This window comes from Sphingomonas sp. GC_Shp_5, from assembly GCF_026540855.1.
Lineage (GTDB): Bacteria > Pseudomonadota > Alphaproteobacteria > Sphingomonadales > Sphingomonadaceae > Sphingomonas.
Window position 1 is genome coordinate 77,830 of sequence record NZ_JALNUP010000012.1, and the last position, 13,610, is coordinate 91,439.

13 protein-coding genes and 1 other RNA gene are annotated in these 13,610 nt (G+C 68.3%); 4 read left to right on the forward strand and 10 right to left on the reverse strand.

The window, feature by feature from the left end; all coding sequences use genetic code 11:
* Window positions 1-13: 13 nt before the first annotated feature.
* From OXR60_RS11345 to OXR60_RS11390, 10 genes are all read right to left on the reverse strand, one after another.
* The gene (locus OXR60_RS11345) at window positions 14-1,948 is read right to left on the reverse strand and encodes a hypothetical protein (RefSeq protein WP_267396009.1); all 1,935 of its coding nucleotides are present in this window, start codon (window positions 1,946-1,948) and stop codon (window positions 14-16) included.
* A 78-nt stretch (window positions 1,949-2,026) separates the two neighbouring features.
* Window positions 2,027-2,409, reverse strand: an RNA gene (rnpB, locus tag OXR60_RS11350) — RNase P RNA component class A.
* A 10-nt stretch (window positions 2,410-2,419) separates the two neighbouring features.
* Window positions 2,420-3,109: an N-acetylmuramoyl-L-alanine amidase gene (locus tag OXR60_RS11355; RefSeq protein WP_267396010.1), complete on the reverse strand. Its 690-nt coding sequence runs from the start codon at window positions 3,107-3,109 to the stop codon at window positions 2,420-2,422.
* 42 nt (window positions 3,110-3,151) lie between these two features.
* Window positions 3,152-4,009, reverse strand: coding sequence for a CheR family methyltransferase (locus OXR60_RS11360; protein ID WP_267396011.1), 858 nt, complete (start codon window positions 4,007-4,009; stop codon window positions 3,152-3,154).
* On the reverse strand, window positions 4,006-5,136 hold the full coding sequence (cheB, locus tag OXR60_RS11365) for a chemotaxis-specific protein-glutamate methyltransferase CheB (protein WP_267396012.1): 1,131 nt from the start codon (window positions 5,134-5,136) through the stop codon (window positions 4,006-4,008). The genes OXR60_RS11360 and cheB overlap by 4 nt, the downstream gene beginning before the upstream one ends.
* Window positions 5,137-5,155: 19 nt before the next feature.
* Window positions 5,156-5,521 (reverse strand): response regulator, encoded by a 366-nt coding sequence (locus OXR60_RS11370; protein ID WP_267396013.1) that lies wholly within the window; start codon window positions 5,519-5,521, stop codon window positions 5,156-5,158.
* 83 nt (window positions 5,522-5,604) lie between these two features.
* Window positions 5,605-6,030, reverse strand: a complete 426-nt coding sequence (locus OXR60_RS11375) for a chemotaxis protein CheW (RefSeq protein ID WP_267396014.1) — start codon at window positions 6,028-6,030, stop codon at window positions 5,605-5,607.
* Window positions 6,030-8,324, reverse strand: coding sequence for a chemotaxis protein CheW (locus OXR60_RS11380; protein WP_267396016.1), 2,295 nt, complete (start codon window positions 8,322-8,324; stop codon window positions 6,030-6,032). Before OXR60_RS11380 ends, OXR60_RS11375 begins: the two co-directional genes overlap by 1 nt.
* Window positions 8,325-8,396: 72 nt before the next feature.
* On the reverse strand, window positions 8,397-9,041 hold the full coding sequence (locus OXR60_RS11385; RefSeq protein WP_267396017.1) for a histidine phosphotransferase family protein: 645 nt from the start codon (window positions 9,039-9,041) through the stop codon (window positions 8,397-8,399).
* Window positions 9,032-9,490 (reverse strand): M67 family metallopeptidase, encoded by a 459-nt coding sequence (locus tag OXR60_RS11390; protein ID WP_267396018.1) that lies wholly within the window; start codon window positions 9,488-9,490, stop codon window positions 9,032-9,034. The genes OXR60_RS11385 and OXR60_RS11390 overlap by 10 nt, the downstream gene beginning before the upstream one ends.
* A gap of 17 nt (window positions 9,491-9,507) precedes the next feature.
* On the opposite strand from OXR60_RS11390, the gene OXR60_RS11395 reads away from it, so the two are divergent.
* From OXR60_RS11395 to mtgA, 4 genes are all read left to right on the forward strand, one after another.
* On the forward strand, window positions 9,508-10,455 hold the full coding sequence (locus tag OXR60_RS11395; protein WP_267396019.1) for an RluA family pseudouridine synthase: 948 nt from the start codon (window positions 9,508-9,510) through the stop codon (window positions 10,453-10,455).
* 61 nt (window positions 10,456-10,516) lie between these two features.
* Entirely contained in the window at window positions 10,517-11,422 is a 906-nt protein-coding gene (rpoH, locus tag OXR60_RS11400; protein ID WP_267396020.1) for an RNA polymerase sigma factor RpoH, read from the forward strand.
* Window positions 11,423-11,424: 2 nt separating this feature from the next.
* On the forward strand, window positions 11,425-12,684 hold the full coding sequence (locus OXR60_RS11405) for an NAD(P)/FAD-dependent oxidoreductase (RefSeq protein WP_267396021.1): 1,260 nt from the start codon (window positions 11,425-11,427) through the stop codon (window positions 12,682-12,684).
* Between the two features lie 31 nt (window positions 12,685-12,715).
* Window positions 12,716-13,390, forward strand: a complete 675-nt coding sequence (gene mtgA, locus OXR60_RS11410; RefSeq protein ID WP_267396022.1) for a monofunctional biosynthetic peptidoglycan transglycosylase — start codon at window positions 12,716-12,718, stop codon at window positions 13,388-13,390.
* Window positions 13,391-13,610 lie beyond the last annotated feature (220 nt).

Here is a 13,610-nt window from a genome sequence, read left to right on the forward strand (position 1 = left end):
CGCCGTGGACGGCTCAGCCCATCTTGAACGCCACCCCTTGCGTGCTCGCGCCGCAGCCGAGGGCGCCGGCGGGCCGGTAGCTCTTGGCATAGGTCGCGCCGCTCACGGTCTGCACACCGGCGCGGGTGAACACGAACGGCGGGTAACTGACGATCGCCCGCTCGTTGAGCACTTTGCCATCGGCGGCAATGTCGAACTGGGTCCGGGTCCAGCCCTCGAAGCCCCAGACGCGGGCCTCGTCGGGGAAGGTGCCGCCATAATGCAGCAGCTTGGGCGGGTTGTCGCTCAGCGCGCATTGGTCGGCGGACAGGCCGGATTGCGCATACGCGGCCTTGGCCGCCTCCTTGTTGCCGCGATCCTCCTCGAACGATGCGGTGCGGATCAGTGCGCCCACCCGCAGCGGATCGTCGCGACCGAGCCCCGGCAAGGCTGCAGCCTGCTGCAGCAGCGCGAGCGCGGCGTCGCGGGCCCTGCCCCGCTCGTTGTCGGCCAGCATCAGCAGCAGCGCCGCGCGGGCGCGCGGGTCGCTGGCGTAAGGCTGCTCGGTCAGCATCGGCGTGACGAGGCGGCGGAACACGCCGGGCCTGTAGCTCTCGGCCTTGGCGCTGGTCCGGGCGGTGATGTCGAGCCCGAGCCGCGCGGTGACCGGCGCATCGGCGGCGTTGGCGATCGCCAGCGCCCGCGTTGCGAAGCCCACCCGCTCCTCGCGCGGCAGCACTGGATTGTCGATCAACGCGACCAGCGACGACAGCGCCGCGAGCGACGCGCCCTGCCCCTGTGCCTCGACCTTCGCCAGCGCCGCCCGCTGGCCGCCGAGCGCAATCGCATCGCCAACCGTCTGCTCGGCGACCGGATGGCCCTTGTCGTTCAACCAGCGGGCGAGGTCGGCGGCAAGCCCCGCGCCCACCGATGGCCGCTCGAAAGCAAGGTTGCAGCGCATTTCCACCCGCATGTTGTAGCGGAAGAAGGTGGGCATCTGCTTCACCTGCTCCGCCGTCCAAGACCATCGCCCCGCCGCGCGCGCGAATTCGAGCGCGACGGCGCCGCCGCCGGCGGCATAGATCGGCCGTGCGGCGGCGACGCTGCCGTCGTCGGCGATCGAGAATTCGACCACCGCCATGTCAGCCGGCTTCAGCCCGGCCTCACCGCCGCAGTCGGGCGGCGTCATTTCCACCGCGGGGTTGAACTTGCCCGAGCTCAGCCGGCCGGCGCCGGTCATCGCCATGTAATGGCGCGCCTCGTCGGTATCGCCGGACAGCAGCAGCGCGATCGCGGCATTGGATCGCGCCGACACGTCGTTGAGGTCGGTTGCTTCGGTCAGACCGCCCATCAATTTGACGGCAGCAACGGTCGCCGCGCGGGCGCCGGGCAGGTCGCCGCGGTTCAGCAACAGCACGCCCTTGGCCGTGCCGAACTGCCCACGCACCACGTTGCCCATCTTGCTGGTGGCGAGCAGCGCCTCGGCTCGCGTCGCCGCCGCTGCCGCGCCATCGGGATCGGTGAAGGTCTTGGTCTTGATGATCGCGAGCAGGGTGGACAATTTGTCGGTCGGCGTCGCCGCGAGCGCCTCGGCCTGGTCGTAGGCGGCCGCGGCGCTGGCATAGTCGACCGCATTCTGGGCGATCCGGCCGAGATTGTAGAAGGCGTTCCATCGATCCTCCCGCAACGAAGGATCGTTCGCCGGCAGGCCCGCCAGCCCCTCGCGCGCCGCGATCACGGCATCGTCCTTGCGATCGAGATCGAGCAGCACCGCGCTCTTACGCACCAGCACGATCGCATGGCTGCGGCCGTTGGTGCCGACCCGCCGCTCCAGCGATTCCCACGCCGCGAGCGCCGCCGCCTTGTCGGTGCCCGCCGACAGCGCCGCCGCTGCCTCGAAATCCTGCTGCACGCTTTGCGCGGGTTGCTGCGCCGCTGCGCCCGCCACCAGACAAAACGCCAATGCCATCGCACCAGCCCTGCTCGTCACCCGAATCATGGCATCCCCCCACCCGATTTGGCGGGAATGTGCTCACAGCACCGGAAAAATGCCAGAGGGTCTGTAAGCCGGGTTCTGTCCACCGGCGCGAAGCCGGATAGGCGACCATTCCTCTCGGACGACGCTTGCGCGCCGCCTCCAGCAATCAACCCGGGTGACGAGCTGAAACGAAGCCCATGTGCCACCCCTATTCGATCTTGCTCCCGGTGGGGTTTACCATGCCGCTCCCGTTACCGGTCGCGCGGTGCGCTCTTGCCGCACCCTTTCACCCTTGCCCGCCCGAAGGCTTCATCCCGAAGGATTAGGCGGTCTGCTCTCTGTGGCACTGTCCCTGGGGTCGCCCCCGCCGGGCGTTACCCGGCACCGTCGTTCCGCGGAGCCCGGACTTTCCTCGACACGCTTGCACGTGACGCGGCCGCCCGACCCTCTGGCGCCCTCCCCTTAGTCGTCGCCCTGGGGTTTGGGAAGCAATAGCGCGAGCAGGATCATCCGACATTCGGCATCTACCTCGCCGTCGATCAGCTCGGGGCGAAATCGGCGCTGGAAGGCCATAATCGCCGCCATCGCATCGGCCACGTCATAGCCGAACCGCTCGAGCGCGAGCAGGAAGCCCCCTTGAGTCCACATCGGGTCCATCAGATTCCGGGTCGGCCGCGGCAGCGCCAGCCGCAGCCGGGCGAGCTGATACCAGGGAAACAATTCGCCGGGATCGCGCTTGCGAGTCGGCGCGATGTCCGAATGGCCGACGACGTTGCCGCGCGTGATGCCGTGGCGTTCCTTGATAGCCGCCACCAGCGGGATCAGCGCGGCGATTTGCTGCTCGGTGAACGGCCGATAGCCCCAGTCATGCCCCGGATTCACGATCTCGATGCCGACGCTCGCTGAATTGACGTCGGTGATCCCTCGCCAATGCGATTGGCCCGCATGCCAGGCGCGCTGATCCTCGGCGACCATGCGCAGCACCGTGCCGTCCTCGTCGACCAGATAATGGGCGGAGACCTTCGCCTCAGGGTCGCGCAGCCGCGCGATCGCGGAGGCTGCATCCTCCATGCCGGTATAATGGAGCACGATCATGCTGATCGGCAGCGTCCGCTCGTCGAAGTTCGGCGACGGCGTGTCGATAATGGTCATGCGCCACCCGTAGCCGCAAAATGCGGCGGGCGTACAGAGGCCTCAGGCGGCGTTGCGGGTCCCGGGCGCAGGACTGGCGACCCGCTCGTAGAAGCCGCGCAACCGCTTGCTCGGCTCGAACTCGCGAGTCTGGCCGATCACCGTCTCGCCGGCGCCGAGCACCAATGTGCCGCCGGAGCGCAGCGCGCCGGCGAGCCGCGCGAACACCTGAGCCTTGATCGGCGGCGCGAAGTACAACAGCACGTTGCGGCACAGCACGATGTCGAACTGCCCAGGAGGCGCCGGCTCCGCCGCGAGATTGTGGCGGCGCACCGAGATCATCCGGGTGAGCTCGGGATTGGCGACCCAGTCGGCACCCGCCGCCTCGAACCAGCGCATCATCCGGCGGATCGGCAGTCCGCGCTGGATTTCGAACTGGGTAAAACGCGCCGCCCGGGTACGCGCCACTGCGGCATCGGACACGTCGGTGGCGACGATCTCGGGCACCGGCACGCCGCGGTCCTGCTGGCGTTCGGCAAACAGCATCGCCAGCGACAGCGGCTCCTGGCCCGACGAGCAACCGGCGCACCAGATGCGCGGGCGTCGGCCGGTGGCCTCCACCGCGGTCGCCGCCTCGATGATCGAATCGAAGATCAGGGCGTCGCGAAAGAACGATGTCTCCCCGTTCACCAACGCTTCGACTATCTGATCCCCCACCATCGTATCCCGTCCTTCCAACAGCACCCCGACCAGCTGATCCAGCGTTTCCAGCCCCCGATCGCGCAACAGCGGCTTGAGCGCGGTATCGATCCGCCACGATCGATTGCTGGCGATCTGCTGCCCGGTTCGCGCCTCGAGCAGCGCGGTCAGCACGCTTACCGCGATCGCCGATGCCCCGGGGATGGTCGGCAGCCCGGTCATGGCCGCCGCCGTGCCGCCGCGAGGCGACCGATCTCGTCGGGCGGCATCACCGCCTGGGCGAGGCCCTGTGCCGCCACCGCGCCGGGCATGCCCCAGATCACCGAGCTCGCCTTATCCTGCACCACCACGCAACCACCGGCCGCATGCACCGCCAGCGCGCCCTCGGCGCCGTCGCGGCCCATGCCGCTCAGCACGATGGCGAGCACGCGCGAACCGAACACCTCGGCGAGCGAATCGAACATCGGATCCACCGATGGCAAACAGCCGCTGGTTACGCTCTCGCGAGAGAGGCGGATCGAGGCACTGCCGTCGCGCAAGCGTACGCAGCGCACATGGGCGTCGCCGGGCGCGACGATGATGCGGCCCGGCCTGATCCGCAGCCGGTCCGTCGCGACATCGCACGGGCGGCCGCCGAGCACGGCGAGCTGCGCCGCGAAGTAAGGCATGAACGAGGCCGGCAGATGCTGGGTGACCAGGATCGGCAGGCGGAAACTCGGCGGAATGGTCCGCAGCAATTGGCTAAGCGCGTGGATTCCGCCCGTCGAGGCGCCGATCGCGACGATGTCAAATTCGTCGCTGCCACCCTGCGGGCTGACGGACCCTGCAGCAAACGGCGGCATGGCACTGATCCGCGCCGCGGCGGGCGGGATCGCCGGCATCGCCGGCATCGGCACCGCCGGCATCGGCACGGCCGCGCCGTCGTTGAGCCGGCGCAGCTTTTCAACCAGCGCCTCGCCGAACCGCGACATGAGATGGCCAGGCGCGGGCTTCTCCAGCGTATCGGCGGCCCCGAGCGCCAGGGCCTGAAGAGTGATCGCGGCGCCTTCGCTGGCGCAGGACGAGACGATAACCACCTTGGCGCCATGACTCGCCGCAAGCATGTCTGGCAGCGCGGTAATGCCGTCGGTGCCCGGCATCTGTACGTCGAGCAGGATGAAATCCACCGTCTGCTTGGCGAGGAAAGCCATCGCCGCCGCCGCTGTGGACACCGACTCGGTGACCGAAAAACTGCCGCTGGCATCGATCATCCGGGCCATCACCGCCCGGGCGACCGCTGAATCGTCGACGATCAGGACGCGCGCCTTGCCGGGTTCGGGCAGGGCACATGCAATAGGGGAATGTGCCACGTGGCCGAGCCCTTCGGGGTCAGGCCATGCCCACGATCTGAAGCTTCGATTCCAGCGTGTCGCGGTCGAACGGCTTCATGACATATTCGTCCGCCCCGGCTTCGATCGCGGCACGAATATAAGCCATGCCGTTCTCGGTGGTGCAGAACACCACTTTGGGTCGCGACGGAATGCTCGATTCGCGCAGTGCGCGCAGGAAATCCATCCCGCTCATCACAGGCATGTTCCAGTCGAGCAGGATCACGTCGGGCGCGGATACCAGGCACGCATCGAGCGCCTCGCGGCCGTCGCAGGCTTCGCTGACGGAAAAGTCGAGTGTTTCAAGGATGTGGCGGGCGACCTTACGGATCACCTTCGAATCGTCGACAACGAGGCAGGTCTTCATGAATGGGCCTTTTCGTGCGGTGGCGCGGGATCGTTATGCCTGGGAAGCGTAAGCGGGGCGTTAAGCTGCGAGACGATTGCGGCTCAGGCGGCGAGGGCCTGGGACGGGATCAGCGCGGCGAGATCGACGATCAGCATCGGCTCGCCGTCGCGCTCCACCAGCCCGGTGCCCGCGGCGGCCCAGCCGCGGTCCAGCGCCAGGCCGGACGACAGCGGCTGGCGTTCGAACAACGCCACGTCCTCCAGCGAATCGACCAGGATGGCATAATGGTGACCGTCGAAGCGGGTGATGATCGCGCGGCGCGTGCTCGCCGGGGTCGGCTCGAGGCCGAGCGCGGTGCCGGTGTCGATCACCGTCACCACCCGGCTGCGCAGCGCCACCAGCCCGCGCACCGCGGCCTCGGCGCGCGGCACCGCCACCACCTCGGCGATGTCGACCACCGAGTCGACCTGCCCAGCCTCGATGGCGACGCCGCGGCCGGCGATATGGGCGATCAGGAACAGTTCCATCAGCGGCCTCCCGCCACGTCCGCCAGCGCCGCGATCAACGCGGGCCGGTCATACCGATAGATGCTGGTGTCGTCGGGCTCAGCGATGCGCTCGCGACGCAGGCGCACCAGCGGCGCGTCGCTCGCCGGCGGGTCGACATCGTCCATCGCCAGCGCCACGCTCGCCGTTTCGCCGATGGGCCGCTGCGTGACGCAGCGATAGCCCGCCGCTTCCAGCGTCGGCTTCAGAAAGGTTTCCATCCAGCCCGAGCCGTCGCCCTGCAGCCAGCAGAGCGGCTGATCCTCGACCGGGCGTTGCTCGTCGGCGAACAGGGCATGCGCATCGACCACCTCGACCTGTTCGTCGCCGACAATCACCACGCCCGCGATCGGCCCGGTGCCGCGCGCGGGCGAGATCTCGGCCGGCAGGACGACAATCTCGGTCGCCTCGGCAATCGCATAAGCGAGCTCGCAGGCGCCATCGGTCAGCCGCAGCACCGCCACCTCTTCGCGCTGCTCGAAGCCGGCGACGGCGTGGAGCGGCACCAGCGCGCCGCCGATGGCGAGGCGCAGCCGGCCACCGGTCATCCGGATTGCGTCGGTCGAGACGGTTTCCACACGGTCGATCGCCGCCAGCGGCATCACCCGGCGCTGGCCATCGAGGTCGTCGAACAGCAGCGCACGGATGCCGGTCGCCGCCTCGGCGACGATCACCTCGTCGCTCGCCGCGGCACGCTGGAACTTGAGGCCGGCAACGGCGGCGATGCCCGAACCGTCGAGCAGCAGCATGGGCAGCCCGCTGTCGGGCAGGGTCTGGCCGGCATAGACGCCGGTGGCCATCACCGCGGGCGCCGCGGGCTTGACCACCAGTTCCTCGGTATCGAGCACCTCGTCGATCGCCAGCGCGTAATCGCCATCGCGGGTGGAGACGATCGCGAGCGTGCCGGGCTCGCCGCCGCCGAGGCCGAGCACATCGCCCAGCCCTACCAGCGGCAGCCGCTGGCCGCGCACCGTCGCCACCATCGCATCGCCGACCTGGTCGATCCGCACCGCATCGCCGCGCACCCGGACGATCTCCTCGACCGACTGGCGCGCGATCGCAAACCGCTGGTCGCCCACGCCGAGCACGATGGTGGAGATGATCGACAGCGTCAGCGGCACGTGAATGACGATCGTCAGCCCCCGGCCCGGCTGGTTGGCGAGCACGATCCGTCCGCCGATCTGCTCGATGTTGGCACGGACCACGTCCATGCCGACACCGCGGCCTGAGATCGCGGTGACCATGTCGCGGCTGGAGAGGCCGGCGTGGAAGATCAGGTCGAGCTTGGCGGCCTCATCCATCGCGGCGAGCTCGGCGCCAGTGTAGAGCCGCTGCTCGCGCGCCTTGGCGACGAGCCGGTCGACATCGATGCCACGGCCGTCGTCGGCAACCTCGATAAGGATCTGGTTGCCCGACTGGCGCGCCGATACCAGCAGCTTGCCGGCGTCTGCCTTGCCTGCCGCGCGGCGCTCAGCGGCGAATTCGATGCCATGGTCCACCGAATTGCGGATGATGTGCACCAGCGGATCGCGCATCAGCTCGATCATTTCGCGATCGAGCTCGACGTCCGAGCCGTCGATCGACAGCGCCACCGTCTTGCCGAGTTCCGCCGCGGTGTCGCGCACCATCCGCGGCAGCGCCGAAAATAGCGCGTCGATCTTCTGCATCCGCGTCCGGGTGACGGTGTCGCGCATCTCGGCAACCGTCAGCGACAATCGCTCCAGCGCCGCTTCGATCCGCGGATCAACCTGTTCGTCGCGCAACCGGCGGGCCAGCTCGTTGCGCGCCAGCACCATCTCCGACATGCCGCTCATCATCCGGTCGAGCAGGTCGACGTTGAGCCGCACCGAGCGGGTATTGCTGCGCGGCGCGCCGGCGGGTTGCGCCTGCACCGCGACGATCGGCTGTGCGTCCTCGGCGAGCGCCGCGATCAATTCGTCTTCATTGGCATCGTCGAGCGCCATGCCGGCATCGATCGCCTCGACGAGCTCGCCGATCCGGTCGACGATCGCGAGCACCGCATTGACCAGCGCGGTCGAAGGCGTCCGCTTGCCCTCGCGCACCGCGGCGAGCACGTCCTCGGCAGCGTGGCTCAGCCGGGCGAGCCGCGGCAGATCGAGAAAGCCGCAGCTGCCCTTCACGGTGTGCACGAAGCGGAAGATCGCATCCAGCCGAGCTCGATCGGCGGGATCCGCCTCCCACGCGACGATCTCCCCCGAGAGCGCATCGAGCGTCTCGCGGGTCTCGGCAATGAATTCCTGAAGCAGCTCGTCCATGGGCCCCCAGCGGTCTGAGGGGCGTCTTGGCCGAGAAGGAGTTAAGGGGCCGTTTACTGGCTACCTGCGCGATCAGCCCGCGTTGAACACCGCGCCCAGGATCAGGACGTTGTCGGCAGGCTCGACGATCTGCACCGCGCCGCCGGCCTCGGCCGCCAGCGTGTGGACCAGATAGGCCGCCGCGGCGCGCGGCGTGACGCCGCCCGGCCGCTCACCTTCGGTCAGCGTCGCGCGCAGCTCGGGGTCGAGCACGATCCGCGGCCCTTCGATCTTGACCACGATCTCGAGCTGGCCCTCATTCTCCTCGCCGCCGACCGACAGCGTGCCGCCGCGCACCAACGCCTCGCTGGCGATCAGCGTCAGGTTGAGCAACACCTTGATCGCGCCCTTGGGCAACGCATCGGATTCGACGAACCAGCCAAGCTCGATCCGCTTGTTGTCGACCAGCAAGCCCTCGATCGCCGCCTTGGCCTCGCGGGTGTCGACGCTCTCGCCGAAACCGCCCGCGGCGCCGAAGGCGAGCCGGAAGAACTTGAGCTTGTTGGCCGAGGCCCGCGCGCTCTCGGTAAGCAGCTCGAACACCCTGGCGCGCATCTCGGTATCGGTCTCGTCCGACAAGAGCTCGAGCCCGTTGTTCAGCGCGCCGACCGGCGACAGCAGGTCATGGCACAGCCGCGAGCAGAGCAGGCTCGCAAAATCGACCGGGCTCACTGGCATTGTTCGTCCCCTGGTAATTGCCGTCTCTCTGGCGAAGCCGACTCGGCCGCGCAAGAGATTGCGACGGGATCGAACCGCCCGTGGATTGCGCCGTCCGCCACCGCGCGCCAGCCGCGCACGAGCCCCCCCGCCACGATCAGCCACAGCGATCCATCGGGCGCCGCATCGTGCGCGTCGCACGCGGAGGGCAGCGCAACGCCGTTGGGATGCGAGTGGTAATGGCCGATCGGGCGGCCGCCGCCGCCTCTTGCCGCACGGTGAGCGGCGAGCAATGCGGCCGGATCGATCTCGAACCGGCGCGCCGGCGCCGCGGCGACGTTGCGGCAGGGCAGGATGGCGCTGACGCGGTCGGTGTCGCCGAGCAGCAGCCCGCAGATCTCCTCCCCGGGAGAATTTGCCCCTGCATCCTTGATGCGCTGCAGCAGCTCGCTTGAAATCTCCACCGTCACGCCCACATCACTAGGCCATGGACCGGGGGGTTTCCATCATCGAAGCGCTGATCGCGCCTGACGCCGACGGGTGGCGGCTCGACCGTGCGCTGGCGGACGCGGTGCCGACGCTGTCGCGCGAGCGCCTCAAGGTGCTGATCGCGAGCGGCGCCGTGTCGCGCGCCGGCGCATTGTTCCGCGATCCGGCGAAGAAGGCCACCGCCGGCGACACCTTCGCGCTGGCAATCCCAGATCCCACGCCCGCGCATAACGAGGCGCAGGATATCCCGCTCGTCGTCGCGTATGAGGACGAGCATCTGATCGTGATCGACAAACCGGCCGGGCTGGTGGTGCATCCCGCCGCGGGCAACTTCGACGGCACGCTGGTCAACGCGCTGCTCCATCACTGCAACGGCAGCCTGTCCGGCATCGGTGGGGTCGCGCGGCCCGGCATCGTCCACCGTATCGACAAGGACACGTCGGGGCTGATGGTCGCGGCCAAGACCGATCGCGCGCACGAGGGGCTCGCCCGGCAGTTCCATGACCACAGCATCGATCGCCGCTACAAGGCGATCGTCGGCGGGGTGCCGCGGCCGGCGGAAGGCACGATCGACGCGCCGCTCGCGCGCAGCGCCCAAAATCGCAAGAAGATCGCGATCGTCGCCGGCGGCAAGCGCGCGGTCACCCATTTCCGCACCATCCAGCGCCTCAAGGAAGCGGCGCTGGTCGAGTGTCGGCTCGAGACGGGGCGTACCCACCAGGTGCGCGTCCACATGACCTCGATCGGGCATGCCTTGTTGGGTGACCCGGTCTATGGTAGAACAAAAGGTGCTCAGAAGGCGCTTCTCGAAACCCTCGGTTTCCGCCGTCAGGCCTTGCACGCGGCGCACCTCGGGTTCATCCACCCGGTGAAAAATACCGCTTTGGCGTTCGAGAGCGAAATGCCTGCCGACATGCAGGAACTGTTCACCGAGCTTCACGTATAGAGACGAGCCGTTCTTCGCCGCACTGCGGGATAAACGCCTCCACAGAAAGGGAGATCAGATCATGGCAGCACGCAGCAACGTCCCGGCGACGATTCCTGCCCTCGGCGGCGAGCAGAGCCTCAACCGCTATCTGTCCGAGATCAAGAAATTCCCCCTGCTCCAGCCGGAGCAGGAATATATGCTCGCCAAGCGCTTCCAGGAGCATGGCGACACGGAGGCGGCCGCCCAGCTCGTCACCAGCCACCTGCGCTTGGTCGCCAAGATCGCGATGGGCTATCGCGGCTACGGCCTGCCGACCTCCGAGCTGATCTCCGAGGGCAACATCGGCCTGATGCAGGGCGTCAAGAAGTTCGAGCCCGATCGCGGGTTCCGCCTCGCGACCTATGCGATGTGGTGGATCCGCGCCTCGATTCAGGAATATATCCTGCGGTCGTGGAGCCTGGTGAAGATGGGCACCACCGCGGCGCAGAAGAAGCTGTTCTTCAACCTGCGCCGGATGAAGTCCAAGCTCGACGCGTTCGAGGACGGCGATCTCAAGCCCGAGCATATCACCAAGATCGCCACCGATCTGGGCGTCGCCGAGAGCGATGTGATCAGCATGAACCGCCGCATGGCGATGGGCGGGGATACCTCGCTCAACGTCTCGATGCGCGAGGACGGCGAGGGCCAGTGGCAGGATTGGCTCCAGGATGATGCGCCGCTGCAGGATTCGGTGGTTGCCGAGGCGCAGGAGGCCGATGTCCGCCACGGCATGCTGGTCAATGCGATGGATGATCTCAACGATCGCGAGAAGCACATCCTCACCGAGCGTCGGTTGACCGACGATCCCAAGACGCTCGAGGAACTGAGCCAGGTCTATGGCGTCAGCCGCGAGCGCGTCCGCCAGATCGAGGTGCGCGCCTTCGAGAAGCTGCAGAAGGCGATGATGCGTCTTGCTGGCGAGAAGCGACTGCTCGCCGCCGCGTAACCATGGCCGAACGGACGGGCCGCACTGTCGTCATCGGCGGCGGGGCGGCCGGCATCGCCGCCGCCCGGCGGCTGTGGGACTCGGGCACGGACGTGCTGCTGCTCGAGGCGGGAAGCCGCGTCGGCGGCCGCGCCAGCAGCCTGACGCTGGACCTCGCACCAGCTTCCTTCCCCATTCCCGCGGCCGTCACCGTCGACGCCGGCTGCGGCTGGCTCCACTCGGCGCGTCGCAATCCCTGGACGCAGGTCGCCGAGCAGACCGGCGCCGCGATTGATCGGTCGTCGCCTAATTGGGGCGTGCAATGGCGTGATCTCGGTTACTCGCCGGCAGAGCAGCAGGCGTTCGGCGAGGCTTGGCACCGCTGGGAAACCGCCGCCCGCGCCGCCGCCGGCGGCCCCGACCAGCCGCTCTCCGCCTTCATTGCCCGCGACGACCGCTGGCGGCCGATGATCGATGCCATCTCCGGCTATGCCAATGGCGCGCCGCTTACCGCCGTCTCGCTCCACGACTGGCTGGCTTATGAGGATGCGTCGACTGCCGACAATTGGGCGTTGCCCGCTGGCTATGGCACGTTGATCGCGGGCCATGTCGGCAGTGTGCCGGTGCGGCTCGGCACGCTCGTCACCCGCATCGATCACCGCGGCACCGCGCTGCGCATCGATACCGATGCCGGCACGGTCGAGGCCGATCAAGCGATCGTCTGCGTCCCCACCACCGCGCTAGCCGCGATTGCCTTCGATCCGCCGCTGCCCGGGAAACACGACGCTGCCGCCGCGCTGCCGCTCGGGCTTGCCGACAAGGTGTTCCTCCAAGTCGACCGGATCGACTGGCCCGCCAGCAGCCACCTTATCGGCAATCCGCATAGCGGCTGCTCCGCCAGCCATCGTCTCTCGCCGTTCGGCTGGCCAATCATCGAAAGCTTCTTCGGCGGGGATTGCGCCGAGGTGCTGGAAGTGGAAGGCGCCGCCGCCGACTTCGCCATCACCGAGCTCGTCGCGCTGCTCGGCGCCGACTGGCGCGTCCGCCTCACCCCGCTGGCGGCGACGCGCTGGCGCCACGAGCCGCACATTCACGGCAGCTACAGCCACGCCCGGGTCGGCCATGCCGGTGACCGGCAGATCCTGGCAGCGCCGGTCGATGATCGCCTGTTCTTCGCCGGCGAAGCCTGCTCGCGCGAGGATTTCTCCACCGCTCATGGCGCCTACCTGACCGGCGTCGCCGCGGCCGAGGCGATCCTCGCAGCGCGCTCCCAAGGGGCTTGATGGCGCGCGCCGCCGCCGTAAGGGTCGGCGCATGATCCGTCTCCTCAGCCTGCTCCTCAAGGCCGCCCTGATCTTCGTCGCCGTCACCGTGCTGTGGGTCGGCATCTACCGCTTCGTACCGGTGCCCTTCACCTGGACGATGATGGGCGACGTGCTCAACGGCCATGGCGTCACCAAACAGTGGATGTCGCTCGACGAGATGGACCCGGACATGCCGCGCGCCGCGATCGCCGGCGAGGATTCGCGCTTCTGCACGCACCACGGCTTCGATTTCCGCGCCATCGCCAGCGCGGCGGTGCGCAACGCCGAAGGGGGGCGGATCCGCGGCGGCTCGACGATCAGCCAGCAGACCGCCAAGAACGCCTTCCTGTTCCAGGGCGGTGGGTACATCCGCAAGGCATCCGAGGCCTATTTCACCGTGCTGATCGAGACACTGTGGGGCAAGAAGCGAATCATGGAGGTTTATCTCAACATCGCCGAGACCGGAATCGGCACTTATGGCGCCGACGCCGCGGCGATCCGCTATTTCCATCACGACGCGACCCACCTCTCGCCAACCGAGGCCGGCCGGATCGCCGCGGTGCTGCCGCTGCCCAAGAAACGCGCGGCGATCGACCCGCACGGCTTTGTCCGCCAGCATGGCAATGCGCTGTCGCGCTATGTCGGCGTGGTCCGCCGCGGCGGGCTGGATAGCTGCCTACGCTGAGCAAGCTTTGGGATTCGGCGCTGGGCCTGATGATCTGACAGCCCGTATTGAGCCTGACCGGTCCTTGACGACCGTTCGCCCTGAGCCTGTCGAAGGGCCTGTGTCTCAAGGTGCTTCGACAAGCTCAGCACGAACGGATCAGATGGAAGTCAGCCTGCTGGAATGCCAGAGGAGAGGCGCAACTCTCCTCCTTGCCTCTTATCTGCGCGCAGGCAAACGC